The organism is Dryocola clanedunensis (assembly GCF_038405435.1).
GTDB lineage: Bacteria > Pseudomonadota > Gammaproteobacteria > Enterobacterales > Enterobacteriaceae > Dryocola > Dryocola clanedunensis_A.
Map to the genome: position 1 here is coordinate 58,340 of NZ_JBBYHZ010000002.1, position 26,138 is coordinate 84,477.

Sequence of the window (26,138 nt, forward strand, 5' to 3'; positions counted from 1 at the left end):
AGACGAGATCAATTTCTGATTTTAATTTGGATGAATAATTGGCTCAATGAGTTCTGGCCCCTGATTTTTAACGTTGCCCACAGCGCGTGTTACGGGGTGCCAGATAAATTTGTCTGCCGCTACCGCACCCTCCTCAATAACTTCCTCCGCCGCTCTACCGCCAATATCCTGCCTTATCCATTCCCGAGCCGCTTCTGGTGACAGCACCAGCGGACGCCGATCGTGAATATCAACCAGGCCTTCGTCGGCTGCCGCAGTGACAATCAGGAAGCCTTCCGACTCGTCTCCTCGTTCGAACGGGATGCTGCCAATCGCTGCCATGAATATTGGTTGCCCGTCGGCACGGTGAATGAACCAGGGCTGTTTCTTATCGCCTTCTTTCTTCCATTCAAACCAGCCGTCAGCGAAAACGATAGCCCGGCCATGCTGCCAGAGAGGTTTAAACATCCTGCTGGTGGCCGCAGTTTCCACGCGCGCATTAATCAGCGGCGGCTTATTCCACCAACCCGGTGCGTACGACCAGATAACCGGATCGAGGTGTAAAGATTCATCTCGTTCGGAGAGTAGTAAGACGCGGGTGCCTGGAGCCACGTTATAACGGCCAATCGGCTCGGGATCGTAAGGTATGTCGCGTTCGGCTTCCTCTGCGAGATAAGCAAGGTATTCCTCACGCGTCTGGGCCTGAGCAAAACGTCCGCACATAGTTACCCCCTAATATCAAAATGAAAGTATAGAAGGTACGCGGGGAAGTAACTGGAGAGAGACACACAATGAAAAAAGTGTACATCATTGTGTGTCTGTTAGAGGTTTTTTGCTGAAAATAACGATGTAATCCAGTGAATTATATTGTTATTAGGTGTTGATTGTTATTTCTCTTCCTGCGGCATATGGCGGTAGATATAAACGCCGCTCAACAGCGTAAACACCAGCGTCGCGGCGGTCAGTCCGAACACCTTAAAGTTTACCCAGACGCTCTGCGGCATCCAGAAGGCAATGTAGATATTCAGCAGGCCGCAGACGATAAAGAACAGCGCCCAGGCGACGTTCAGCCTTGACCAGACGTGCTCAGGCAGGGTCAGCTCTTTGCCCAGCATGCGCTGGATAAGCGGCTTTTTCATTACCAGCTGGCTAATCAGCAGCGCGGCGGCGAACAGCATATAGATGACCGTCACCTTCCATTTGATAAATTCATCGTTGTGGAAGAAGAGGGTCAGGCCGCCAAACACCGCCACCATCAGGAAAGTGATAAGGGTCATTTTTTCCAGCTTGCGGTATTTGTACCAGCTGTAGACCAGCGCCAGGCCGGTAGCGACAATCAGCGCGCCGCTGGCGGCATAAATGTCGTACATCTTATAAAAAGCAAAAAAGACGATCAGGGGCAGGAAGTCGAGAAACTGCTTCATAAACTGTTCCGTAATAAGAGATTGCTCCTGACTGACTATAGCAGCCAGGAGGCCCGAAGGTTATTGGCGAATAAGCATATACAGGCGGAATAAATAGATGAGCAACACGGCTGAAATCAGGTTGCTTAGCGTATTGGCAATCACCGCACCCACTTCCGGGGACAGCGCCGCAAGGGACGAGGCCAGCAGCAGCAGGGCAGTTTTGGCAATCAGCCAGCCGATGACCGCAGGCGCCACAAGACGCATGTTGCCCCATACCAGACGGATACTGTTACGCATCGCCTGAAAAATGCCTGCCTTATCCTGCACGACCATTACCGGTGCCATGGCCAGAACGATGGCTAACAGCACGCCCGGCAGCACGATCAGCATGATGCCAATCTGCACCACAAAGGTGGTAATGAGCATCAGAATAAGCATTTTTGGCAGCACGGGAGCCGCGGTGCCGATGGCGCGCAGCGCGCTAACCCGGTGGCCCGCAGAGACCATCTGCATCAGAACCAGCATGCTGCCGGCCAGAATCGCATTGCCAATAAGCCCGGAGAAAGTCGATACCGCAGAGGCTTTCAGCAGCACCTGCTGCTGCTCCGGCGTCATATTCTGTACAAGGTCAAATAAACCGTTGCTGTCGGACAGGTTATCTCCCTGGCTCAGAATCGCCATCTGCGCGTCGCTCGGTGAGAACGCATGGCTGATGATCACCGAAATAAAGGCGCAAAGTAAGGCAATCAGCAGGATAGTAACAAACTGATTGCGTAGAAAATTCCCCGTGTCACGGTACACAGAACCCGCCGTGATAGACATGCACTCTCCTTTGAAATTGCCAGGTTTTGGCTCAACGCGCAATTGTACCCTGGAAGGGACAGTTCTGGCACCTCCACGGCCCCGAGTAAGCTGGCGTTAAGCGTAAAGATTTTTAAATACCGGGAATCTGGGAAACTGAATACAGATCAATTATTCCCGCGCGGCGTATTCGACAAAAATTAATCCAGATCATTGAATGTTAAATTAGCTAACAAAGTGTGATCGACGTTAGATCACTTTGTACCCAGAAGTGAGTATATTCAGCCCGCTAATAAAACCATAACAAGGAAAGGGCTATGAAGAAGTTATCTGTGGCAGTACTCGCTTTATGCTGTTTATCTGGTGAAGCGCTGGCGCATGAAGCAGGCGAATTCTTTATGCGTACCGGTACGGCAACCGTTCGTCCAACCGAGGGCTCGGACAACGTGCTCGGCATGGGCGGCTTCAGCGTCAGCAACAATACCCAGCTGGGATTGACGTTCGACTATATGGTGACTGATAACATCGGCATCGAACTGCTGGCCGCGACGCCGTTCCGCCATAAGGTTGGCCTCGGCCCAACCGGCGACCTGGCAACGGTCAGGCAGCTTCCGCCTACGCTGATGGCGCAGTGGTATTTTGGTGATGCGAAAAGCAAGGTTCGTCCGTATATCGGGGCGGGTATTAACTACACCACCTTCTTTGACACCGATTTCAACGACAACGGTAAAGATAAGGGCCTGACTGATTTAAGCGTCAAGGATTCATGGGGCGCGGCGGGGCAGGTTGGTCTGGACTATATGGTCAACGACGACTGGCTGCTGAACATGTCCGTCTGGTATATGGATATCGACACCGAAGTGAAGTTTAAAGCGGGCGGCGAGCAGCAAAACATCAATACGCGTATCGATCCGTGGGTGTTTATGTTCTCAGCGGGCTACCGCTTCTGATAACAAATTAATAGTAAAAAGGCCGGAGATTCTCCGGCCTTTCGCTTTATTATGCTGCCCGCGTGGCGGCCTTCATTGCCCGCACGAAGGTTTTAAGCTCGCTTAGCATCACGTCCGGCTGGTCCACGTTCTTCTCAATGATTTTCACAATTGCCGAACCTGAAATCGCACCGGCGGCCCCTGCGGCAATGGCATCGCGCACCTGGGAGGGTTCAGAGATACCGAAGCCCTGCAAAGAAGGTGCGGCGTGGAATTCCGTCAGCTTCTCTACGAGATGGTGCAGCGGCAGCTGAGCACGCGTTTCCGCGCCGGTTACGCCCGCACGAGAAAGCAGATAGGTATAGCCGCGACCGTGCGAGGCAATCTCACGCAGCAATGCGTCATCCGCGTTTGGCGGGCAGATGAAGATAGGCGCAACGTTATGGCGCATTGCGGCCTGGCGGAACGGGGCGGACTCTTCAATCGGCACATCGGCAATCAGCACCGAGTCCACGCCCACTTTGGCGCACAGCGCATAGAACTCATCAATCCCGCGGCTGTACACCAGGTTGGCATACATCAGCAGGCCAATGGGAATGGTCGGGTGCTTCTGACGAATAACGGCCAGCATCTCGAAACACTGCGTTGGCGTGACACCGGCTGCAAAAGCACGAAGCGCGGCGTTCTGAATCGTCGGGCCGTCCGCCAGCGGATCGGAGAACGGGATACCCAGCTCAAGGGCATCCGCACCCGCTTCAATCAGCGTATCGATGATTTTCAGGGAGTGTTCAGGCGACGGGTCGCCAAGGGTCACGAAGGGGACAAAAGCGCCTTCCCTGCGAGCCTGCAGCTGCTCAAATGCGTGCTGATAACGTTCCATTACATTTCCCCTCGCGCTTTTAAAATATCGTGAACGGTGAAGATATCTTTGTCGCCGCGGCCAGAAAGATTCACCACCAGCAGCTGTTCCTTGTCAGGATTTTCACGCATCATCTTAACGGCGTGGGCCAGCGCGTGGGAGGATTCCAGCGCCGGAATAATCCCTTCTTTGCGGCACAGCAACTTGAAAGCATCCAGCGCTTCGTCATCAGTAATCGACACGTATTCCGCGCGGCCGATGCTGTTTAAGTAGGCGTGCTGCGGCCCGACGGACGGGAAGTCCAGACCGGCGGAGATAGAGTAAGATTCTTCAATCTGGCCTTCGTCCGTTTGCATCATCGGGGATTTCATCCCGAAGTAGATGCCGACTCGGCCATGCTTCAGCGGCGCGCCGTGCTCGCCGGTTTCGATGCCGTGACCGGCAGGCTCAACGCCAATCAGCCCGACTTTAGTTTCGTTAATGAAGTCAGCAAACATACCGATGGCGTTCGAGCCGCCGCCTACGCAGGCAATCACCGCGTCCGGCAGACGACCTTCTTTCTCAAGGATTTGCGCTTTCGTCTCTTCGCCAATCATGCGCTGGAATTCACGCACGATGGTCGGGAACGGGTGCGGGCCTGCCGCCGTACCGAGCATATAGTGCGCGGTGTCATAGCTGCCGGACCAGTCGCGCAGCGCTTCGTTGCAGGCATCTTTCAGCGTGGCGGAGCCGCTGTGCACCGGGATCACTTCCGCGCCCATCAGACGCATGCGGAACACGTTTGGTGACTGGCGCTCAACGTCTTTGGCACCCATATAAATGCGGCATTTCAGGCCGAGCAGCGCGCTTGCCAGTGCAGAAGCAACGCCGTGCTGGCCAGCACCGGTTTCGGCGATGATTTCAGTCTTGCCCATTTTCTTAGCAAGAAGAGCCTGGCCGAGCACCTGGTTTGTTTTATGCGCGCCGCCGTGCAGCAGGTCTTCACGCTTCAGGTACAGCGTGGTCCTGGTACCTTCGGTAATGTTTTTACATTTAGTCAGCGCGGTAGGGCGCCCGGCGTAGTTTTTCAGCAGATCGTTAAACTCTGCCTGGAACTCCGCGTCGCTTTGCGCCGCCACAAACGCCTCTTCCAGCTGGCGCAGGGCAGGCATCAGGATCTGCGGCACGTACATGCCACCAAACTCACCAAAATAGGGATTAAGTAACGTCATGATATTTTTCCTTAGTAAGCCCGCAGCGTCTGGAAGACGGCTGCCAGCTTGTTAGCATCTTTAATGCCCGGCGCGCTTTCAACGCCAGAATTGAAATCCAGTCCCGCGCACCCGGCTTTTGCCGCTTCTACGCAGTTGTCCGCCCCGAGGCCACCGGCCAGCATGACGTTATCCAGCTTCTGTCCCGCCAGCAGCGACCAGTCAAAGCTCTGGCCCGTGCCGCCCTGGCCGTTGTCGAAAACGTATTTATCAACGTGGTTCAGGTTGCGGGCAGGCAGCGTGTCGGCAACGCTCAGCGCCTTCCAGATCTGTACGTCGTCCGGCAGCTCGTCACGCAGGGTGTCGATATAGGCCTGGTCTTCGTCGCCGTGTAGCTGAACGGCAACGAGGCTGAGTTTAGTCACTTTGCTGACCACCTCGCTGATCGGGGTATTGCGGAACACGCCGACAAAACGGAGATCGGCGGCGGAGATGACTGAAAGCGCCTGCTCATCGGTGACAAAACGAGGAGAAGAAGGCACGAAAATAAGCCCGCCAAAAATGGCCCCGGCTTCACGGGCGGCGCGGGCATCCTCCGGGCGGGTCAGGCCGCAGACCTTATTCTCACCCAGCGTCACGCGGCGAACGGCGGCGTTCAGGTCGTCCTCTTCCATCAGCGCGGAGCCGATCAGGAAGCCGTTAGCAAAGTGGCAGAGTTCGCGGATCTGGCCGTAGGTGCTGATGCCCGATTCGCTGATAACGGTTACGCCATGCGTCAGGCGCGGGGCCAGCTTCCTGGTGCGATCCAGGTCGATGGACAGATCGCGCAGGTCGCGGTTGTTGATGCCAACGACCTTCGCTTTCAGCTCGATGGCGCGCTCGAGCTCCTCTTCATTACTGACTTCCGTCAGAACGCCCATGCTCAGGCTGTGCGCCACGGCGGCGAGCTGACGATACTGGTCATCATCCAGCACGGACAGCATCAGCAGGCAGGCATCGGCCTGGTAAAAGCGTGCCAGATAAATCTGGTAGGCATCGATAATAAAATCTTTGCACAGCACCGGCTGGGTGACGATGCCGCTGACGATGGGCAGGAAATCGAAGCTGCCCTGGAAATATTTTTCATCTGTCAGAACGGAAATCGCGGAAGCGTAATGCTTATAAACACCGGCAATGCGTGCCGGGTCAAAATCATCGCGAATAACACCTTTGGACGGAGAAGCTTTTTTGCATTCCAGGATAAAGGCAGTCCGCGCTCCCCGTAAGGCATCGTAAAAATTGCGTGTAGCGGGTGTTACGTCGTTCTGGAAGCTTGCCAGGGGCTGCTGCTTTTTACGCGCTTCAACCCAAATCGCCTTATCCGCGACGATTTTCGTTAATACGGTGTCCTGCATTTCTTATCCTCTTGCTGCCAGTTGCGTGACGCGGTCGTAGGCTGCGCCGCTGCGCAGTACGTCCAGCACCTGTTGTGCGTTTGCTTTGAGATCTTCGTGGCCGTGCAGGCGCATCAGCATCGCGACGTTCGCGGCGACGGCCGACTCGTGGGCGATCTCTCCTTTACCTTGTAGCAGGCGGGTCAGAATGTCACGGTTTTCTTCCGGCGTGCCGCCCGCCAGCGCCTCCTGATGATAAGGAGGAAGATTAAAGTCAGCTGCGGTCAGCTGGTAGCTGGTGATATCACCGTTGTTAAGCTCGGCGACCTGCGTCGGAGCATGGAGTGAAACCTCATCCATTCCGCCGCTGTGCACCACGGCGGCACGCTTATAGCCCAGCACGCGCAGCGTTTCGGCAATCGGCAGCACCAGCTCCGCGCTGTATACGCCAATCAGCGCCAGCGGCGGGTGGGCCGGGTTAATCAATGGCCCCAGCACGTTAAACAGCGTGCGGGTTTTCAGCTGCTGGCGTACCGGCATGGCATGGCGGAAACCAGTGTGATACTTCGGAGCAAACAGGAAACAAACGCCTAAATCATCCAGCGCCTGGCGTGAGCTCTCCGCGCTCATATCCAGATTGATGCCGAAAGCGGCAAGCAAATCTGACGAGCCGGAACGGCTGGAGACGCTGCGGTTGCCGTGTTTTGCCACTTTCATACCAACGGCGGCTGCTACAAAGGCGCTGGCGGTGGAGATATTAATGCTGTTGCTGCCGTCGCCCCCGGTGCCGACGATATCGGCAAATTCGTAGTCCGGGCTTGGGAATGGCGCTGCGGCCTCAAGCATAGCGGACGCCGCCCCGGCGATTTCGTTCGGGTGCTCGCCGCGCACTTTCATACTGACCAGCGCTGCCGCCAGCTGTTCTGGCTTAAGCTCGCCGCGTACGATGGCAGAGAAAAGCTGGTGGCTCTCTTCGCGGCTCAGTGTCTGGGCCTGGTAAAGCTTGTCCAGAATCGGCTGCAGGGTATTGGTCTGCTTTAACTTCAGCAGCGCCCAGTCGAGCGTTTGTTCCAGCAGGCGCGCGCCCTGGGTCGTCAGGATAGATTCCGGATGGAACTGGAAGCCGCACACGCGGTCCGCGTCGTGGCGTACTGCCATCACCATGCCGTCAAAATGGGCGTTGATGGTCAGGCCCGCCGGAATGTTGCTGCCGACCAGCGAGTGATAGCGGGCTACCGGCAGCGGGTTAGACAGGCCTGCGAACATCGCCTCACCGTCGTGAGAAATGTTCGAAGCTTTACCGTGCAGGATTTCACCCGCCTGGCCGACGTAGCCGCCGTAGGCCTCAACAATCGCCTGGTGCCCCAGGCAGATGCCGATAATCGGCAGCTTGCCGCGCATGCGGGTCAGCAGCTCCGGCATACAGCCAGCTTCGCTTGGCGCGCCCGGGCCCGGGGAGAGCATCAGCACCGGGTTATCCATGGTGGCCAGGCGTTCAATCAACGTCTGGGCTGGAACGTGGTTGCGGTAGATAACAACATTGTGGCCGTTCGCGCGCAGCTGGTCTGCCAGGTTATAGGTGAATGAGTCGATGTTATCGAGCAGCAGAATATCAGCCATCAGAAAATCTCCTTCGCATGGTGCGCGGTGGCAATGGCGCGCAGAACGGCGCGGGCTTTACTTCGAGTTTCGTCGGCTTCGGACTGCGGTACGGAATCCAGCACCACGCCTGCACCAGCCTGAACGGTGGCGATGCCATCCTCCACATAGGCGGAGCGAATAACGATGCAGGTATCCAGATCGCCATGGGCGGTGAAGTAGCCGACGGCACCCCCGTAGCTGCCGCGACGAACGCCCTCGGCTTTGGCAATCAGCTGCATGGCGCGAACTTTTGGCGCGCCGCTGAGCGTGCCCATGTTCATACAGGCGCGGTAAGCGTGAAGCACGTCGAGGTCATTGCGCAGTTCGCCAACAACGCGGGAAACCAGATGCATCACGAAAGAGTAACGGTCGACTTTGGTCAGGTCAGCCACATAGCGGCTGCCCGGCGTACAGATTCGAGCAAGGTCGTTACGTGCCAGATCCACGAGCATCAGATGTTCGGACATCTCTTTGTGGTCGGTGCGCATATCCAGCTCAAAGCGGCTGTCCAGATCGCGGTCAAGCGAACCGTCGGCTCGGCGGCCACGCGGGCGGGTACCGGCAATCGGGTAGATTTCAATCTGGCGCGAAGTGGCGTCATATTTCAGCGAGCTTTCCGGGGAAGCGCCGAACAGCGTGAAATCGTTATCCTGCATAAAGAACATGTACGGGCTTGGGTTGCTCTTTTTCAGCGTCTCATAGGCGGCCAGCGGGGAAGGGCACGGCAGGGAGAAACGACGTGACGGAACAACCTGGAAGATTTCGCCAGCACGAATTGCCTTCTGCATGTGGCGAACCACCGCGCCGTACTCTTCGTCGCTCTGATTAACGTCGCAGCTCATATGCTCGACCTTCTGCACGGGCAGCGCGGAAGGTGCTTCCTGTAACTGACGTGACAGCTGCTCAGCTCGCTGCTCCAGCCGCGTTTTTTCAGCGTGTGACGGGGTGAAGAGGCTGGCCTGAATGCGAGTCTGCTTTTTCTGATGATCGATAACCAGCAGCGTTTCTGCCAGGTAGAAACAGTAGTCCGGGCAGCGGTTATCCTGCTTCAGGGCCGGTAAATCCTCGAACCCGGCGACCAGGTCATAGGCGAACAGGCCGCCGAAGAACATCGCTTCGCGCTCGTCCTCCGGAACGGTGACCAGCTCCTGCATCAGGCGGAAGGCATCGAAAACGGAAAGCGAGCACAGGCGGGCGTCTTCATCCAGCAGCTGGCTGACCGCCGGAAAGCGCAGCACGCGGCCCTGCGGCAGATGGTCGTTTTCTACGCCAGCCGGGAGCGCGGCGTCCAGCAGGGGCAGCAGGGAAGCGCCGTTGTCAGAAAGCGCCTGAATAGTGACGGTGTCACCGAGGGCGGTGATGCGCAGCGCGCTGTCAACGAGCAGCAGGCTTTTTAAATCATTTTTGCTGTCGATATCCGCAGACTCAAGCAGCAGGGTGGCCGGGCGCGCGCCGCACAGCTGGTGAAACACGGCGGTCGGGTTATCCCGGTAGGGTGCATCTTTGGTCAGTAATTCGAGCGCTGGTTTTTGTGTTTGCATTTTTTGCTCTTCATATTTTGTTCAAAAAAAAGCCCGCTTCTTATGGCGGGCCTGGTATCCGGGCTGCTTAACAGCCGTAGCGATGACACTGCCCGTTTCAGGAAGTGCGCCACCAGCTGTTGTGCAGGTTAAGAATCGCTTTCATTTTCAGATACCTTTCTCGTGTGAACTTGCGTACTAGTAAACTAGTTCGATGATGTAAAGTCAATAGCGATTTTTAGTTAGCCCTGATTCTCGCTATCATGGGCGGTCATTTTCATTTTGTTAACAGTTGCGGAGCCATTTTGAGCGAGCCTACCCTAGCGGTGATTTACGACTTACACAGCCATACCACCGCCTCAGATGGCCTATTAACTCCCCAGGCGCTGGTACAGCGCGCGGTGGATAATCGCGTGGGCATCCTTGCGATCACCGACCATGACACCGTAGCGGGGCTTGCTGCCGCCCGCGCAGAGATCGCCGATAAACAACTCCCTCTACAGTTGATCAGCGGCGTGGAAATATCAACAGTCTGGGAAAATCACGAGATCCACATTGTGGGCCTCGGCATCGACGAACATCATCCTGAGATGGTGGCGTTTCTGGCTGAGCAGACGGAACGCCGTCGTCAACGCGCCGAACTGATTGCCGAAAGGCTCGATAAGGCCCAGATCCCAGGCGCGCTTGAGGGCGCGATGCGTCTTGCTGACGGCGGGGCGGTGACACGCGGCCATTTCGCCCGCTACCTGGTGGAATGCGGTAAAGCCAGCAATATGGCGGGCGTTTTCAAGAAGTACCTTGCAAAGGGGAAAACCGGATACGTTCCGCCACAGTGGTGTACAATAGAACAAGCTATTGATGTGATTCATCATTCTGGCGGGCAGGCGGTACTGGCGCATCCGGGCCGCTATGACCTGACCACCAAGTGGCTAAAGAGATTGCTGGCGCATTTTGCCGAAAGTGGTGGCGATGCTATGGAAGTCGCGCAGTGCCAGCAGGCTCCCAATGAAAGAACCGTACTTGCTGGTCTCGCCATGCAGTTTAATCTGCTGGCCTCGCAGGGCTCCGATTTTCATCAGCCCTGTTCGTGGATAGAGCTGGGCCGCAAGCTATGGCTGCCGGCGGGCGTTGAGCCGGTGTGGCAAAACTGGGAGCAGGGCCTCATCGCAAAAGAGAGGACAGTATGAGTCAATTTTTCTATATTCATCCGGACAACCCGCAGCAGCGCCTGATTAACCAGGCGGTGGAGATTGTGCGTAAAGGCGGCGTGATCGTCTATCCAACGGATTCCGGCTATGCGCTGGGCTGCAAGCTGGAAGACAAATCGGCCATGGAGCGCATCTGCCGCATCCGTAATCTGCCGGACGGCCACAACTTCACGCTGATGTGCCGTGATTTGTCCGAGCTTTCAACCTACGCATTCGTTGATAACGTGGCGTTCCGCCTAATTAAGAACAACACGCCGGGGAACTACACCTTTATTCTGAAGGGGACAAAAGATGTCCCGCGCCGCCTGCTGCAGGAGAAGCGTAAAACCATCGGGCTGCGCGTGCCTTCTAACCCAATCGCACAAGCGCTGCTTGAAGTGCTCGACCAGCCCATGCTCTCCACGTCATTAATGATGCCGGGCAGCGACTTTACCGAATCAGACCCGGAAGAGATCAAAGACCGCCTGGAGAAAGTTGTCGATCTGGTGATCCACGGTGGTTACCTCGGGCAGCAGCCAACCACGGTAATTGATTTAACCGATGATTCACCGGTCGTACTGCGTGAAGGCGTCGGTGACGTTAAGCCTTTCTTATAATAGTGTCTGCGGCTATACTGTGCGGCCTAAAATGGGGTGTAAACCCCATTACCCCATTTCGACGCCTGTGAAGGCGACACCCGAGGAAGCTCAATGAGCGATAAGAGCGAAAAGTTACAAAAAGTCCTGGCTCGCGCCGGCCACGGTTCACGCCGTGAAATCGAAACCATTATCTCCGCAGGCCGCGTCAGCGTGGATGGCAAAATTGCCACCCTGGGCGACCGTGTGGAAGTGACTCAGGCCCTGAAGATCCGTATCGATGGCCACCTGATCTCTATTAAAGAGTCCGCGGATCAGATTTGCCGCGTGCTGGCTTACTACAAGCCGGAAGGCGAACTGTGTACCCGCAACGACCCGGAAGGCCGTCCTACCGTGTTTGACCGTCTGCCTAAGCTGCGCGGCGCGCGCTGGATTGCCGTAGGTCGTCTGGACGTGAATACCTGCGGCCTGCTGCTGTTCACCACCGACGGTGAGCTGGCGAACCGCCTGATGCACCCAAGCCGTGAAGTTGAGCGCGAATACGCCGTGCGCGTGTTTGGCCAGATTGATGACGATAAAGTGAAGCAGCTGGGCCTTGGCGTTCAGCTGGAAGACGGTCCGGCAGCATTCAAAACCATCAAATTCACCGGCGGTGAAGGCATCAACCAGTGGTACAACGTGACCCTGACCGAAGGCCGTAACCGTGAGGTTCGTCGCCTGTGGGAAGCGGTTGGCGTGCAGGTTAGCCGCCTGATCCGCGTTCGCTACGGTGACATTCAGCTGCCGAAAGGCTTACCACGCGGTGGTTACACCGAGCTGGATCTGGCACAGACTAACTATCTGCGTACGCTGGTGGAGCTGCCTGCTGAAACGGCAAGCAAAGTAGCGGTCGAAAAAGACCGTCGCCGTATGAAGGCAAATCAGATCCGCCGTGCTGTTAAACGCCATACGCAGGTTACGACCGGCGGACGTCGCTCCGGTGGCCGCAACGGTTAACGCGGTGCAAAAACAACAAAACCCCTCGCTGAGGGGTTTTTTTTGGCCTGAATTCAGACGAAAAAAAAGCCCATCGTTGAGATGGGCAAAATTTCTGGTGATACATTTTTAAGAGTAAGCACTATCGCCTAAAGCCAGATTCCATGCGGGTTCTACAATAATCCTAGAAATCACGAGGCTTGGCGATGAATACACTAGTAGAACACACGTCGTACACAGCGAAGGCTGGCTACATTTGGCGTAAGCGTTATGACAAAAATACACTCTCAATAGCTCTTCAGACCAAAGATGTGGTTGAAGCTTCTCGTCGTAGTGCATCCATGACCATGAGATTCATGCAATTGGAATTGCTGAAAATTGAGTTTGGAGCAGTTCGTGAAGCACTGAAATCATACCGTGATGAAATAATTCGGAATGAAAAGCTTAAAATTTTACAGGCACTCGTTGCTGGAACTGGTTCACAGGAAGCCCCACAAGGCACTATCTCACCTCAAGCTACGCAATCATCCAACGTGAATGACAGAATCGCTCAAATCGTCTTACAAGGTGAACTGGAGCAAGCCGATGTTCATTCTCTGGAAGAGGCTAAATCCACCTACTTTGATGCGCATACGGGTGACTTTATCGGGGCGTGGACGGTTAAAACCATCAAAGACTATAGCTCGTGCATTGACAGATTTATTGTCTGGTGTGCGGCATGTTCAATAGTATCAGTGGAAAGCGTGACCAAAGAGAACCTCGTTTCATTCAAACAATACATGGATGAACAAGGACTTGCCCCGAACACTAAACAGAAAATACTGACTCGTTTGGGGAGCATGTTTAAGTTTATTGTTGAGGTGAAGGAGTGGCGGGATAAAAATCCAATCACCGGCCTGATGTACAAAAAAGTGAGCGTTGTCCACAAGAAGGAAGAGGTTACTCCAGCCCAGTTCAATGCAGCTATGGAACAGAGCGCTACACGAAACGACCTGCAAACATCATGGGCTATGCATTTGTTCTACCACTGTGGCCTACGTGTGTCTGAGCTTTCCCAGCTTACTAAAGCTGACTATCGTGAAATTGAGGGTATTAAGTGCATCAGTATTAACAATGACAATGGCAAAACCGTTAAGAATGAAAGCTCAATCAGAAATATTCCGCTGAACGAAGCTTTACTGGCTCTTGGGGCTTGGGAAGATAAGCCTGTTATGAAATATGGTGATAACAGGACTATGGACAGGGTGAGCAGGGCGTTTAAGCTGATTGGTCTAAAGCGTTCTACACACTGCTTCCGTCACAGCCTGTCTAACCGTCTGCGTGATACCAATGCTACTGACTCCATTAGGGCTTACATTTTAGGCCACACGCAAGCAAACATGACAGACCGAGTTTATGTTACTCGTGACCCATTGATACAGATGAAAGTCGCTCTTGATATGACGGGAATTGTTTAATTATGGGCAGCAATATTTCGAAAGTCATATTGAAGTGAATAAATACAATTGCTTATGAGGTTTTTTTGGGGCGTCAATGTTTTTGGCGTCCAATAATAAATAAATGAAAGCAGTATTCATCAAGCAATCTTTGCCGATGCTTTTTACTATGCAGGGTCAAAATCTTAAGCGCGTATTGTTTTTCCTACTATTAATCTAACGTTAGGGCATGTTATGGATACCTTCTTACTCCTGCTCGGTTTTTTCTGGGTATTGTCACTGGTTGCATCTTATAAACTAGGTTCACGCAACGCTGATAAAAAGCTAATCGACTATCAGAGAGAAGCGTTTAACTCGCATGCAGCGAATCTCAACAAAGCCATGTCACTTTCGCGGGAGGTGATATCGTCCTGCGAAGCGATGGAGCAAACTGTCAAGGATTTTGACCTATGGGAGATTAATCAATCACTTGAAGGGTTAAGGAGGGATTTGAAAAACATTGATGTCATTATCAGCAATCAACAGGCGATTTACGAAAAAGTTGAACGTATTCCATGGATAAAAGACGACATTGACGAAGCAAAAGACGAAATTTTATCAGGCATTTCAGCATCTAAACACAGGACTATGATGGCACGTCTGAAAAGCCGTAATATCGATGCAGAGTAAAATTGTGGATGATACGGTGCTACTGATAACCGTTAACCACCCGTTGAAACGATGCGTCGTTTCCGTTGACATGGAAAGCCACCAGCATTTATGTCACTTTTTTTCATTTCAGAAATTACCGTGTCCACCTCCCGCCAGAAATCAATTTTCCCCAAAAAGGGGAAGCGGGAGGCGGGCAGTTAATGCAGTTTCCTTACTGAGTTTTTGTCGGAAATCTTGTTTTTTTGCGTCTGGTTGATGTCTGTTAAGTTGTTGAAAGGTTAACGATGCGCTGCGGTCAGGGCTGTATCTATTGCTGGAGCACAGTAGATAGATTTGACGATAATTTTCGCATCATTCAATTCGATATATCAGGTTCGGGTAGCCGTTATCTTTCTTGTTAACATCAAGAGAACAATGCCAATCCTTTTCAGTATCAAATCCAAAGTCAACATACTCGCGAATAACATCTGGATTGCTAACATCAATTAGTGAACACTCTTTATTCAAGATTGATGCGGGGCTTAAGTAGACATTCGGGTTGCTTGTTGGGATGTAAACTAAAGTTTCTTCACGACCATTAGTCTCAACGTTGTGTTCAACGAGATTGTGGCCTGCATACTTGAAGGTTGTAAGACCATTTGCACTGGTTTGATATTTTGCTCCATCCGCTATGTGATTTGAATCATCACAACCGTTAATGGCAACGCAGGCAATAATCACTATTATTAATCGGTTCATTATGTATCATTATTCTGATTGAAATGTGAAATAGTTTACATCTTAAATCATGGAGCTGTATCAGTATTAAGCAATTGCTGCTAAACACACTCGAGATATTATGTTGTTTTTTGAAATTGATTCTTTAACTGCTTCTCTTTCTGTTAGCACGTAAAGGGTATACACAACCCCCGGTAATTCAAACTAAAGCCCTCATGGATTGCCTCCCCCTTTGAGCTAGTATCAACAAACGCTCGTTTTATGATGCCAGTTGTAACCCCTTCATGTTGGTATCATCTATTGTAAGTTCAAAGTTATTGATACCCTTCATTGTTGATGATACATTAAGTGATGCCAATTGCTGTGTCTAACAAGTTAGTGCAGTTTCCTTACCTCCGAATGAGAAATGATGATGCGTACCTTTGCCTATTGCCGTGTATCCACCTCTGAGCAAACAACAGAAAACCAAATACATGCAATCCGTCAGGCTGGCTATGACATTCAGCAACATCGAGTGGTGAGTGAGACTATCAGTGGCAAGGTGAAAGCGTCTGACCGTCCTGACTGGGGAAGGTTGATTGACCGTCTGGAATCTGGTGATGAATTGGTTGTTCTGAAACTTGACCGTCTGGGTCGTGACAACATTGACGTACAGCAAACTATATCAATGCTGGTGGAGCGTGGCATACATATCCGTTGTCTCGATTTACCCGTTCAGGATTTAAGTAGCAGTGAGGGAAGACTGATGTTGCAAATGTTCTCTGCTTTCGCTGAGTTTGAACGTAACCGGATTGCAGAGCGTACCCGTGAAGGGATTGAGCGGGCCAAAGCTGAGGGCAAAAAACTCGGTAGGCCTATTGCGACCGATACCACCAGCAAAGTGCAGCAATGCAAGTCTGACGGCATGAGCCAGAGTCAGGCTGCAAAACAGTTAAGTATTGGTATAGCTACAGTTAAGCGTCATTGGAATAAAAACAGTTTGTAAAAGGCATTGCGTTTCGGAAATTGGCGAGTATAGTCTGCCACCCTAAATTGAATTGAAAGCAAAAAGTCAGCTACCAGCATGAGAAATTTACTCGTGCAGGGCTGGCTTTTTTTTGTTCTTTAACAATGTGGAATCGTACCTGAAGGTGACATCAATTAGTACCTACAGGGTGACATTAATTAACCATAACAAGGAGATATGATTATGGAAAACAAGACAAAACAGGTGGGTCGTCCCTTCGCCATCGAGACAACTGACCGAGTGCTGGAACTGAAAGGCAAGGGCTGGAACCAACGGCAGATTGCCGAAATGATGGCAGTCAGCGTTCGAACAGTGAAACGTCATTGGCATCGAGGCTGCGACGTAGTTAATGCAGTTTCCTTACCTCTGGAGGTGGTGTAATGACGATGACGGTGAAGCAATTAATCGCTGAGATTAAGGGGAGGGGTACGACTCTGCTGGAGCGTGACGCTTGTCCGAAATGTGGCGAATGTAATCACTACTATGCGAAGCAGTCCGGGGTTAAAAATGGCTGTGTCTGGTGCATGTATAAGGCTGGTCGGACACCGAAATCTATTATTGAAACATTGGAGGTTAAAGCTGATGGAACATCTATTTATCATGGTAAGCGATGCCGTAACTGTGGTTCTACCGAGCGTCTATCTGATGCTGTTTTTGGGGCTAAAGTGGGGGCTTGTTACGCCTGTTCGCTCGCAAAAGCATCTGAAAAAATCGCCACCACTCAAGTAAACCGCTTGCACCAGAAGCTGAAAACGCAAGCCAATAAATTCATCATTAATTCCATCGACAGGTCTGGTGCTATTGATGTTGCCCCAACTTCCATTGGTGAGTATTACGAGGTCAGGGCGCTGGTGGCGAAGATTGACCGGTTCAATAAAATCGAGGCCGATAATGGGTCTGGCGTTGTATGGGAGTTAGGCCATAAATTTCCTGCTTCTGGTGGTGAAAGTGAATGGCGAGGCAAGGCCATTGCATCCAATCTCTATCTCGTTCGTCGTGATGAAAATCGACAGCAAGGGGACGAGTTGCCCGATAACTGGTCAAGTGAACAGGTGATTTGGGTTGGCGATATTGTAAGCAGTGTTGACAGCTACAATGCTGGGAAATTGTGGCAAGAACGAATGGGCTGGTCTGCTATGAGTAAGGCCCAGAAATCGAACCAGAAGCAGCGAGAAAGCGATAATAACGAACAACATTATGTTGCTATGTCTCCGTTGCTTGCGTCGATTGTGGATGAACTGGCGAATGCTGATGAGGCCGATTGGCAATCTTTATATGACGATATGTCGTTGCGTCTGGAGAAGCTGCAAAATCGAATGAGCAACATTGCTTTGAAAAATGGCAAGGCTGGCGTTGATATGTGGCAATCCGAAGGAGGGTTGATTGAGGAGGCCTTGCACGGTGTGAATGCTCGTGTCCGGGTGGTGCATAACACGATGAGTCAGTTGATGGACTGTGTTGATAGTACCGTGTCGAAATCCTCAATGGATGATGATAGTTATTGCAGTTTCCTTACCTCCGTTGCTCTGGTTAAGCAGGCCGTGTTGATGTGGGCAAGGGATGTTCTGGCAAATCCGAAGCGAGATATTCAGGGCTTTACTCATCCACTGTTAAGCGAGATTGCAGCGAACGAAAGTTGGGGCTGTGAGGTTGGGGTTGATGGTCGTCACTGGTTATGTGGATGGAAAGCCAGACCAACTTATGACGAGCAATATTCTCCTCTGGATTTAAACAGGCCTGCTGAGGTGGTTGATGTTCGTGAAGGGCGTAACGCTGAATATGTCCGTCGTTCATACCGTGAATGGCAAGAAGACCAGCAGCGTAGAATTGGCAACATCACCGAGCAGATGCTGGAGTTGATGGACGGTGTACGTGCATATCGTGAAAATCTGCCATCAAATACCGAGATTGAAGGCCACCAGCAAGGGGAATCATCATTCAACTATCAATGTCGGTTGTGCGTCAACTGGCTGAAAGAAAAAGACATTCACAATCGGTTGATGAACGTAAACAATGCCCTGTCGAATGCATCCGGTTGGCTTGATGGAATGTTGAAAGGTAAATGTAGTGCGTCTGATATTGAACGTGCTTCGGGCGAATACATTGCCAGGTTGAACCAGTATCAGGGCGACCCAGTGATTGAGGAGCCGTCCGAGCTGATGGTATTGACTAGCCTGAAAAGTCGAGAGTTCCAGAGTTGGATAAGCCCGTTTTAATCTAATCAGTTACTGCTGTTTCCTTACCGTTTAAGCCCGTGCTAACGGGCTATTCTCTGCTTGAACATTTGATTGGGATGGGGTCAAGATAGACACACATTCAGGCAGGTAATACACACTTCATCTCTTTGATTTTGAAGGTGGAGAAGGTATTATTGATGGCTCTGAAATACACAGGTTGTACACAAGTAGTGCAATGTGCATTTTGGGATAATACCTAAGTGACTGGTTTTAAGCGAAAAAAAAGCCCACCGTAAGAGATGGGCAAAGACTACACACAGCAATTCGTTGTTTCACTCAGGGGATTTCCATGCTTATAAATCAATGCGTTGATTCATAACCGTGTGATAATAGTAGGCATCCTCGTTTACCGAGTCTCTCGGATTCGTCTCAATAGTTAATAACAGGTTATCGATTAGCGTCACAGAACGAAGGATTTGCAAACTCAAGGGGCAAGAAAGCCGGGAAAAGCGGGGGTATTGATTAGCATTGTTAATCATTAAGAAGATGGCTCCCCCACGGGCGTGGAGGAGCAGAGGTTTTACTTCGCCAGCGTTTCGCCTTCGTGCTCTTCCAGCAGTTCGACTACCTCGTTCGGGTCGTCCAGCGGCTGCGGCGCTTCGTGCATCCACACTGAAATCAGGCGGTAGGAGACGGCCAGCAGCACCGGGCCGATAAACAGGCCGATCATGCCAAAGGCAATCAGCCCGCCGATAACCCCGGAGAGGATAAGAATCATCGGCAAATCGGCACCCATGCGGATAAGCACCGGGCGGATAAAGTTATCCATGGTGCCCACCACGCAGCTCCACACCAGCAGTACGGTGCCCCAGGTGGTATCACCGGTCCAGTAAAGCCAGGCAATAGACGGCACCAGCACCAGCAGCGGCCCGATCTGCACCAGGCAGCACAGCAGCATCACCACGGTGAGCAGCGTGGCGTTAGGAATACCCGCAATCGCCAGGCCAAACCCTCCCAGCACCGACTGAACCAGCGCGGTTACCACTACGCCCAGCGCAACGGCGCGGATAGCCTGCCCAGCCAGCAGAACAGCGGCGTCCCCGCGCTGCCCGGCCAGACGAAACGCAAAGTGGCGGATGCCGTTACCCAGCGTTTCACCCTTCGCATACAGCACAACGCTGAACAGCAGCATCAGGCCGCAGTGCATCACGAAGCTGCCAAAATGTACCGCCTGGCCAAGGAACCAGGTGGTCGTTGCGCCGATGTACGGACGAACCTTCGCCATAATCGCGCTGCCGCCGCTGTCGACCAGCGCGTTCCAGCCAGCGTAAAGTTTGTCGCCAACCATAGGGATCGAGTGCAGCCACTCAAATTTAGGCAGGGCCATATTGCCTTTGGATACCCAGTCAATAACCACGCCGCTGTTATCCACCAGGCTATTCACCAGCAGGGCAACGGGGATAATGAACAGCATCAGCAGCAGCAGGGTCATGACCAGAACGGCAAGAGAGCGCTTGCCCCACATCAGACGCTGGATTTTAAGCATCAGCGGCCAGGTCGCCATTACAACGGTGCCAGCCCACGCAAACCCAAGCACAAAGGGACGAACAATCCACAAACAGGCGATTATCATCACCGAAATAAACAGCACCGACAGGAGGATCTGTAGCAGATCCTTCGGTTGACTGACTTTGACCATAGAAAGAATCACCTTAAAAAAAGACGATGGGCACGGTGCCTGCGTCAAAACCGCAAAGCGGATGCCTTAATGATGATGTATTTCCTTGATTTTTGACAGGAGCAAAACAGGCAGGCGTGTCCGAAAAAAATGTGTTAAAAACGAGAGGAAGTACACGCAAACGATAACTCACAACTTACATAACGTCAGGAAGGGTCGACAGTCAATGATCCCACAAATTTCTCAGGCACCGGGTCTCGTTCAGCTGGTGCTCAATTTTTTGCAGGCGCTGGAGCAGCAGGGCTTTACCGGCGACACCGCCACCAACTACGCCGACCGGCTCACGATGGCAACGGATAACAGCATTTATCAGCTGCTGCCGGATGCGGTGTTATTCCCTCGTTCAACGGCGGACGTGGCGCTTCTGGCCCGTCTGGCCTCTGAAGAACGCTTCAAGTCGCTGATTTTTACCCCGCGCGGCGGCGGCACCGGTACCAACGGGCAGGCCCTGAATAAAGGCATCGTCGTTGATATGTCCCGCTATATGAATCGCATTATTGAAATCAACCCGGAACAGGGGTGGGTGCGTGTGGAAGCGGGGGTAATCAAAGATCAGCTCAATCAATATCTGAAACCATTCGGTTACTTCTTCGCCCCCGAACTTTCAACCAGCAACCGCGCAACGCTTGGCGGGATGATTAACACGGATGCCTCCGGGCAGGGCTCGCTGGTTTACGGCAAAACTTCCGATCATGTTATGGGCGTGCGGGCCGTGCTGCTGGGCGGAGATATTCTGGACACGCATCAGATGTCCAGCGCGCTGGCGGAAGATTTGGGACGTGATGATACGTCGATTGGCCGAATCTACAGCACGGTCTACGAGCGCTGCCGCGAGCAGCGCCAGTTAATCCTCGATAAGTTTCCGAAGCTCAATCGATTCCTCACCGGCTACGACCTGCGCCACGTCTTTAACGACGATCTCTCCCGGTTCGACCTTACGCGCATTCTTACCGGCTCCGAAGGCACGCTGGCGTTTATCACCGAAGCGAAGCTGGATATCACCCGTATTCCAAAAGTCCGCCGCCTGGTGAACATAAAATACGACTCTTTCGATTCTGCGCTGCGTAACGCTCCCTTTATGGTCGAAGCCCGCGCGCTTTCCGTCGAAACGGTAGATTCAAAGGTGCTGAACCTGGCGCGGGAAGATATCGTCTGGCACTCCGTCAGCGAACTGATTACCGACGTGCCGGACAAAGAGATGCTCGGCCTGAATATCGTCGAATTTGCCGGTGACGATCTCGAACTGATTGAAGGGCAGGTTGCCTCGCTGTGCGAACGGCTTGATTCACTGATAGCTGCGGGCGAGGGTGGGGTCATTGGCTGGCAGATTTGCAGCGAACTGGCCGGCATTGAGCGCATCTACGGCATGCGTAAGAAAGCCGTCGGCCTTTTGGGTAACGCTAAGGGGCAGGCGAAGCCGATTCCTTTCGCGGAAGACACCTGCGTGCCGCCGCAACACCTGGCAGATTACATCGCTGAATTTCGCGCGCTGCTTGACGGCCATAATCTTAGCTACGGCATGTTCGGCCACGTTGACGCAGGCGTGCTGCACGTGCGCCCGGCGCTGGATATGTGCGACCCGCATCAGGAAGTGCTGATGAAGCGCATCTCAGACGACGTGGTGGCATTAACCGCAAAATACGGCGGCCTGCTGTGGGGCGAGCACGGGAAAGGCTTCCGTGCAGAGTACAGCCCGGCGTTCTTCGGTGAAACGCTCTACGAAGAATTAAGGCGTATCAAAGCTGCCTTTGATCCGGACAACCGTCTGAACCCCGGTAAAATCTGCCCGCCTCTCGGCGTGGACGACCCGATGATGCAGGTAGATGCGGTTAAGCGCGGCACCTTCGACAGGCAAATCCCGATTGCGGTACGCACCTCCTGGCGCGGCGCGATGGAGTGTAACGGCAACGGGCTGTGCTTTAACTTCGACGTAAACAGCCCGATGTGCCCGTCGATGAAGATCACCAGCAACCGCATTCACTCCCCGAAAGGGCGTGCCACGCTGACGCGTGAGTGGCTGCGCCTGCTTGCCGATCGTGGCGTTGACCCGGAGGCGCTGGAAAAACAGCTGCCGCAGCACCGGGCCAGCCTGCGCGGACTGATCGAGCGCTCCCGCAACACCTGGCATGCCCGTAAAGGCGAATATGATTTCTCGCACGAAGTAAAAGAGGCGATGTCCGGCTGCCTGGCGTGCAAAGCCTGCTCCACGCAGTGCCCGATTAAAATCGACGTGCCGGAATTTCGTTCGCGGTTCCTGCAGCTTTATCACACCCGCTATCTGCGCCCGATGCGTGACCACCTTGTCGCAACGGTAGAGAGCTACGCACCGCTGATGGCCCGCGCGCCGAAAACCTTCAACTTCTTTATGAGCCAGCCCTGGGTGCGCAACCTGTCGCAGAAGCATATCGGCATGGTGGATTTACCGCTGCTGTCGACGCCGTCGCTGCAGCACCGGCTGGTTGGGCATCGTTCAGCGAATACCACGCTTGAGCAGCTCGAGAAATTCACTCCCGAGCAGCGTGCTAAAACCGTGCTGGTGGTGCAGGATCCGTTTACCAGCTATTACGATGCGCAGGTAGTCGCAGATTTCGTCCGCCTGGTTGAAAAACTTGGCCTGGATCCTGTTGTGCTGCCGTTCTCGCCGAACGGGAAAGCGCAGCATATTAAAGGCTTCCTGCAAAAATTTGCCCGCACGGCGCGTAAAACTTCGGACTTCCTGAACCGCATCGCGAAGCTGGGAATGCCGATGGTCGGCGTCGATCCGGCGCTGGTGCTCTGCTATCGCGATGAGTACAAACAAACTCTGGGCGAAGAGCGCGGGGATTTCCACGTGCAGCTGGTGCATGAGTGGCTGCCGGGCGTGCTTGCAGAGCGCGAAGCGGCTGCCGTTGGTGGAGAGTCCTGGTATCTGTTTGGCCACTGTACGGAAGTGACGGCGCTGCCAGCCGCACCGAACCAGTGGGCGGCAATCTTCGCCCGCTTTGGCGCGAAGCTGGAAAATGTCAGCGTGGGCTGCTGCGGCATGGCGGGGACATATGGTCATGAGGTGAAAAATCACGCTAACTCACTGGGCATTTACGAGCTGTCCTGGCATCAGGCGATACAGCGCCTGCCGCGAAGCCGCTGCCTGGCGACCGGCTATTCCTGCCGCAGCCAGGTTAAGCGCATTGAAGGCAATGGCGTGCGCCATCCGCTACAGGCACTACTGGAGATAATGGGATGATGTGGCGACGTGAAGTCACACTTGAAGCGCTCAACGCCATGAGCGCCGCTAATATGGTCGAGCACGTCGGCATTCAGTTCACGCGCATCGGCGATGACGAACTGGAAGCAACCATGCCGGTTGATAACCGTACCCGGCAGCCGTTCGGCCTGCTGCACGGCGGCGCCTCCGTAGTACTGGCGGAAACGCTCGGCTCCGTGGCGGGCTACCTGTGCTGCGAAGGTGAACAGCACATCGTCGGGCTGGAAGTTAACGCCAACCATCTGCGCCCGGCGCGTGAAGGCATAGTGCGCGGAGTTTGCAGGGCGGTGCACGTTGGCCGCAGGCACCAGGTCTGGCAGATAGAAATCCGCGACGAGGAAGGGCGGCTTTGCTGTACTTCCCGGCTCACAACGGCGGTGGTTTAGGCTGCTTTTATTAAGGTGGATAACTGGTTATCCACCTTAAGCGAAGACTCGGCGGATGGCGCTTGCGCTTATCCGCCCTACAAAGTCCTCAAACCCTTTGTCGCTTATCAGCCCTACAAAACCCTCAAACCACCTGTGCTTTGGCGCGTAAGAAACGCGGCGTTTTTAAATCATCCACCAGCGTATTTACCAGCCGCATTAACAGCCCGCTTAGCTGCTGCGCCGTCTGGCGCGGTAATGCATGGCAACTTAATACGCGTGCCAGCGCCTGGCTGTAATCACATAAATCATCGGAATCCGCAAACTCCCGGGAAGGCGGGAATTCAGAGGGATGATCGACTGATAGTTGCTCAATACGCGAAGCGGGCAGCGGCCTGTCCAGATTTTCTTTTAATGCTTCCAGATGCGCGTGCAGGTGATTACAGAGGACGACGCATTCCGTTGGGCTTTCGCTGTCGATTAATATATCGGCTAATAATTCACAGCGTTCGGCCAGATCGATTACGTCCAGGTTATGGGTATTTATAACTACCGGGATGGGGAAAAGAGTATTCACATTCATTGTGTCGGTTTCCATTAGTGTTTTGCAAAACCGCCACAGGAAACGCCAGGTTCGCTGGTGGCGGACTGAACAGGGTTGGCGTACCGACACTAATGAAACGGCGCATCTGCAGATGCCCCTATCCAGCCCACCATAAATCAGCGAACTGCGAGTATAACTTCATTAATGTTCAGGACGCCAATCCTGGCACCTGATTTTGCAGGTGCGGATAAACTGTATCTATATCCAGAGGGGAAGAAAACCGGCGGTTTGGGAGTCTGGAAAGTGCCTCGCAAACTATTTTGCGAATTTGCAAAGAATGAAAAAACGACTGTTCAGATTTATATATGGCTGGGGAAATATAACTACAATGAATTAGCTTTGTTCGCCCGTGGGCTATAAGGGAGAACAAAGCAGAGTGGCTGGCGTTGCCATTATATTGCGAGCAGATCGTTAATAATGGCCGGGTTATGGTCCAGCAACAGCAGTATTTTTAGCGCGGAGCCTGATGGAAAGCGGCGTTTTTGCTCCCAGCTCTGCACCAGAGAGGGGCTGACGCCAACGGCGCGGGCAAATTCATCCTGCTTCAGTCCAGTGGCCTCACGCAGGGCTTTAACGTCCGGTAGCGGGTGTCGATGGACACGGGCGGGCTGCATTTCCCCTTTCTCAATTGCCACCATTTCTTCCATGCTTTGTACAAGCTCGTTGAAAAGTTGTTTATCCATATCATGCACCTCATATTGGCTGGCTGTATTCTTAACTGAAGCTCATCCATCTGCTGGGTCAGCCGTTTGAGCTGAGCCTTTTCCGCTTCGCTTAGATTTTCTTTATCGTTTTTTGCATAGAGCGTAAGCAGATACAATCTGCCTCTGCGCGTGAGAGAGTAATAAATTACCCGCACACCGCCCCGTTTGCCTGTTCCGGGTCGGCACCAGCGTAACTTCTGACAGCCCCCGTTGTTCCTGATGATGTCGCCGTCCAGGTGCCGCTTCATCAGCCAGGTCTGCAATTCCTGAAAGGTATCGTCGTCCAGTAAATCTTCACGTTGTCTGATGAACGTTGGCGTCTCTATAAATTCGAAACATTCCATTGGTTAGTCTTCCCCTGGTCAATTTGTAATCGTACCCCGTGCGATCGTCAAGCTGTTTATTCGTACACGGTACGGATTAGTAGTGCTTTGCGTTACGGTCAGATTTTGCAGAGGGTGGGACTCTATTTTCATTTCAGATGAAAAAACAACCGCATGAATAAACTCTGGAAAATGCCTCGCAAATATTCGTTTCACTCTGTGCTCACCCACGACGCCCGCCACCAAATCTGCTAATGTCACACCATCAAAAAGACACGGGAGGTCACATGCGTCAGCGGGTTATTGTTTGTCCTGTTATTGAAAATAACGGTGAGATTCTGCTTTGTAAGATGGCTGGCGACCGGGGCGTATTCCCCGGCCAGTGGGCTCTGTCGGGCGGCGGGATGGAGCCTGGGGAAAACGTTGAGCAGGCGCTGCGGCGTGAGATAGCCGAAGAGCTTGGGGAAGCGCTGCATATCACCCATGTTCAGCCCTGGACCTTCCGGGATGACGTGCGCATCAAAACTTACGCCGATGGCAGTAAAGAAGAGATCTACATGATTTACCTGATTTTTGACTGCGTCAGCGCTAATCGTCAGGTGACGTTTAATGAAGAGTTTCAGGACACTGCCTGGGTGAAGCCCGCCGACCTGCATCGTTATGATTTGAATGAGGCGACCCGGGAAACCTTTATCCAGAAAGGCTGGCTGTAAAAGG

The 26,138-nt window shown here is 53.1% G+C and carries 24 protein-coding genes, 1 other RNA gene, 1 pseudogene and 1 other annotated feature; of the genes and pseudogenes, 12 read left to right on the plus strand and 14 right to left on the minus strand.

Annotated features, from left to right (window positions below):
- Positions 1 to 21: 21 nt before the first annotated feature.
- The 3 genes from AAE045_RS04325 to AAE045_RS04335 form a co-directional block, all read right to left on the minus strand.
- Positions 22 to 702: an SOS response-associated peptidase gene (locus tag AAE045_RS04325; RefSeq protein WP_455546628.1), complete on the minus strand. Its 681-nt coding sequence runs from the start codon at positions 700 to 702 to the stop codon at positions 22 to 24.
- A gap of 164 nt (positions 703 to 866) precedes the next feature.
- Positions 867 to 1,403, minus strand: a complete 537-nt coding sequence (locus AAE045_RS04330; RefSeq protein ID WP_455424671.1) for an inner membrane-spanning protein YciB — start codon at positions 1,401 to 1,403, stop codon at positions 867 to 869.
- Between the two features lie 60 nt (positions 1,404 to 1,463).
- The gene (locus tag AAE045_RS04335) at positions 1,464 to 2,207 is read right to left on the minus strand and encodes a YciC family protein (RefSeq protein ID WP_455546629.1); all 744 of its coding nucleotides are present in this window, start codon (positions 2,205 to 2,207) and stop codon (positions 1,464 to 1,466) included.
- 296 nt (positions 2,208 to 2,503) lie between these two features.
- On the opposite strand from AAE045_RS04335, the gene ompW reads away from it, so the two are divergent.
- Complete coding sequence (ompW, locus tag AAE045_RS04340; RefSeq protein WP_455546630.1) at positions 2,504 to 3,136, plus strand: outer membrane protein OmpW; 633 nt, start codon at positions 2,504 to 2,506, stop codon at positions 3,134 to 3,136.
- A 49-nt stretch (positions 3,137 to 3,185) separates the two neighbouring features.
- Here the strand turns inward: ompW and trpA are convergent, their stop codons facing one another.
- From trpA to AAE045_RS04365, 5 genes are read right to left on the minus strand one after another with little or no spacing between them, the layout of a single operon-like run.
- On the minus strand, positions 3,186 to 3,995 hold the full coding sequence (trpA, locus tag AAE045_RS04345; RefSeq protein WP_455546631.1) for a tryptophan synthase subunit alpha: 810 nt from the start codon (positions 3,993 to 3,995) through the stop codon (positions 3,186 to 3,188).
- Positions 3,995 to 5,188, minus strand: coding sequence for a tryptophan synthase subunit beta (gene trpB / locus AAE045_RS04350; protein ID WP_455547161.1), 1,194 nt, complete (start codon positions 5,186 to 5,188; stop codon positions 3,995 to 3,997). The genes trpA and trpB overlap by 1 nt, the downstream gene beginning before the upstream one ends.
- 8 nt (positions 5,189 to 5,196) lie before the next feature.
- Positions 5,197 to 6,558 carry a bifunctional indole-3-glycerol-phosphate synthase TrpC/phosphoribosylanthranilate isomerase TrpF gene (trpCF, locus tag AAE045_RS04355; protein WP_455546632.1) on the minus strand — a complete coding sequence of 454 codons (1,362 nt, stop codon included), beginning with the start codon at positions 6,556 to 6,558 and terminating at the stop codon, positions 5,197 to 5,199.
- 3 nt (positions 6,559 to 6,561) lie between these two features.
- On the minus strand, positions 6,562 to 8,157 hold the full coding sequence (gene trpD / locus AAE045_RS04360) for a bifunctional anthranilate synthase glutamate amidotransferase component TrpG/anthranilate phosphoribosyltransferase TrpD (protein ID WP_455546633.1): 1,596 nt from the start codon (positions 8,155 to 8,157) through the stop codon (positions 6,562 to 6,564).
- Positions 8,157 to 9,719 carry an anthranilate synthase component 1 gene (locus tag AAE045_RS04365; RefSeq protein ID WP_455546634.1) on the minus strand — a complete coding sequence of 521 codons (1,563 nt, stop codon included), beginning with the start codon at positions 9,717 to 9,719 and terminating at the stop codon, positions 8,157 to 8,159. Before AAE045_RS04365 ends, trpD begins: the two co-directional genes overlap by 1 nt.
- A 23-nt stretch (positions 9,720 to 9,742) precedes the next feature.
- Positions 9,743 to 9,840 (minus strand) — a sequence feature (Trp leader region).
- 121 nt (positions 9,841 to 9,961) lie between these two features.
- On the opposite strand from AAE045_RS04365, the gene rnm reads away from it, so the two are divergent.
- The 5 genes from rnm to AAE045_RS04390 all read left to right on the plus strand — a co-directional run bounded on the left by rnm (position 9,962) and on the right by AAE045_RS04390 (position 14,561).
- On the plus strand, positions 9,962 to 10,885 hold the full coding sequence (gene rnm / locus AAE045_RS04370; protein WP_455546635.1) for an RNase RNM: 924 nt from the start codon (positions 9,962 to 9,964) through the stop codon (positions 10,883 to 10,885).
- Entirely contained in the window at positions 10,882 to 11,502 is a 621-nt protein-coding gene (locus AAE045_RS04375; RefSeq protein ID WP_455424663.1) for a Sua5/YciO/YrdC/YwlC family protein, read from the plus strand. Before rnm ends, AAE045_RS04375 begins: the two co-directional genes overlap by 4 nt.
- A 93-nt stretch (positions 11,503 to 11,595) precedes the next feature.
- On the plus strand, positions 11,596 to 12,477 hold the full coding sequence (gene rluB, locus AAE045_RS04380) for a 23S rRNA pseudouridine(2605) synthase RluB (protein WP_202308376.1): 882 nt from the start codon (positions 11,596 to 11,598) through the stop codon (positions 12,475 to 12,477).
- A gap of 185 nt (positions 12,478 to 12,662) precedes the next feature.
- Positions 12,663 to 13,913: a tyrosine-type recombinase/integrase gene (locus AAE045_RS04385; protein WP_455546636.1), complete on the plus strand. Its 1,251-nt coding sequence runs from the start codon at positions 12,663 to 12,665 to the stop codon at positions 13,911 to 13,913.
- Between the two features lie 213 nt (positions 13,914 to 14,126).
- Positions 14,127 to 14,561 carry a hypothetical protein gene (locus AAE045_RS04390; RefSeq protein WP_455546637.1) on the plus strand — a complete coding sequence of 145 codons (435 nt, stop codon included), beginning with the start codon at positions 14,127 to 14,129 and terminating at the stop codon, positions 14,559 to 14,561.
- 333 nt (positions 14,562 to 14,894) lie between these two features.
- On the opposite strand, the gene AAE045_RS04395 is transcribed toward AAE045_RS04390, so the two are convergent.
- Positions 14,895 to 15,281, minus strand: coding sequence for a hypothetical protein (locus tag AAE045_RS04395; RefSeq protein WP_455546638.1), 387 nt, complete (start codon positions 15,279 to 15,281; stop codon positions 14,895 to 14,897).
- A 388-nt stretch (positions 15,282 to 15,669) separates the two neighbouring features.
- On the opposite strand from AAE045_RS04395, the gene AAE045_RS04400 reads away from it, so the two are divergent.
- From AAE045_RS04400 to AAE045_RS04410, 3 genes are all read left to right on the plus strand, one after another.
- Positions 15,670 to 16,245 (plus strand): recombinase family protein, encoded by a 576-nt coding sequence (locus tag AAE045_RS04400; protein ID WP_455547162.1) that lies wholly within the window; start codon positions 15,670 to 15,672, stop codon positions 16,243 to 16,245.
- Positions 16,246 to 16,449: 204 nt separating this feature from the next.
- A complete protein-coding gene (locus AAE045_RS04405; protein WP_455546639.1) occupies positions 16,450 to 16,647 on the plus strand; it encodes a sigma factor-like helix-turn-helix DNA-binding protein in 198 nt (65 codons plus the stop codon).
- Positions 16,647 to 18,482 carry a hypothetical protein gene (locus AAE045_RS04410; RefSeq protein WP_455546640.1) on the plus strand — a complete coding sequence of 612 codons (1,836 nt, stop codon included), beginning with the start codon at positions 16,647 to 16,649 and terminating at the stop codon, positions 18,480 to 18,482. The genes AAE045_RS04405 and AAE045_RS04410 overlap by 1 nt, the downstream gene beginning before the upstream one ends.
- A gap of 236 nt (positions 18,483 to 18,718) precedes the next feature.
- Here the strand turns inward: AAE045_RS04410 and rprA are convergent.
- Both rprA and ydiK read right to left on the minus strand, forming a co-directional pair.
- Positions 18,719 to 18,826: antisense sRNA RprA (gene rprA / locus AAE045_RS04415), an RNA gene on the minus strand.
- A 197-nt stretch (positions 18,827 to 19,023) separates the two neighbouring features.
- Positions 19,024 to 20,142: an AI-2E family transporter YdiK gene (ydiK, locus tag AAE045_RS04420; RefSeq protein WP_455546641.1), complete on the minus strand. Its 1,119-nt coding sequence runs from the start codon at positions 20,140 to 20,142 to the stop codon at positions 19,024 to 19,026.
- Positions 20,143 to 20,347: 205 nt separating this feature from the next.
- Here ydiK and ydiJ point away from each other — a divergent pair, with 205 nt between their 5' ends.
- Together ydiJ and menI are read left to right on the plus strand one after the other, a co-directional pair.
- The gene (gene ydiJ / locus AAE045_RS04425; protein WP_455546642.1) at positions 20,348 to 23,404 is read left to right on the plus strand and encodes a D-2-hydroxyglutarate dehydrogenase YdiJ; all 3,057 of its coding nucleotides are present in this window, start codon (positions 20,348 to 20,350) and stop codon (positions 23,402 to 23,404) included.
- Positions 23,401 to 23,811 (plus strand): 1,4-dihydroxy-2-naphthoyl-CoA hydrolase, encoded by a 411-nt coding sequence (gene menI, locus AAE045_RS04430; RefSeq protein ID WP_455546643.1) that lies wholly within the window; start codon positions 23,401 to 23,403, stop codon positions 23,809 to 23,811. The genes ydiJ and menI overlap by 4 nt, the downstream gene beginning before the upstream one ends.
- A gap of 124 nt (positions 23,812 to 23,935) precedes the next feature.
- On the opposite strand, the gene AAE045_RS04435 is transcribed toward menI, so the two are convergent.
- The 3 genes and pseudogenes from AAE045_RS04435 to AAE045_RS04445 all read right to left on the minus strand — a co-directional run.
- Positions 23,936 to 24,373, minus strand: a complete 438-nt coding sequence (locus tag AAE045_RS04435) for a hypothetical protein (protein WP_455546644.1) — start codon at positions 24,371 to 24,373, stop codon at positions 23,936 to 23,938.
- Between the two features lie 413 nt (positions 24,374 to 24,786).
- On the minus strand, positions 24,787 to 25,077 hold the full coding sequence (gene nadS, locus AAE045_RS04440; protein WP_455546645.1) for a NadS family protein: 291 nt from the start codon (positions 25,075 to 25,077) through the stop codon (positions 24,787 to 24,789).
- 47 nt (positions 25,078 to 25,124) lie between these two features.
- Positions 25,125 to 25,442: pseudogene (locus AAE045_RS04445) on the minus strand (type II toxin-antitoxin system RelE/ParE family toxin); the annotation flags it as partial.
- Between the two features lie 266 nt (positions 25,443 to 25,708).
- Here AAE045_RS04445 and nudI point away from each other — a divergent pair.
- On the plus strand, positions 25,709 to 26,134 hold the full coding sequence (gene nudI / locus AAE045_RS04450; protein ID WP_455546646.1) for a nucleoside triphosphatase NudI: 426 nt from the start codon (positions 25,709 to 25,711) through the stop codon (positions 26,132 to 26,134).
- Positions 26,135 to 26,138: the final 4 nt, after the last annotated feature.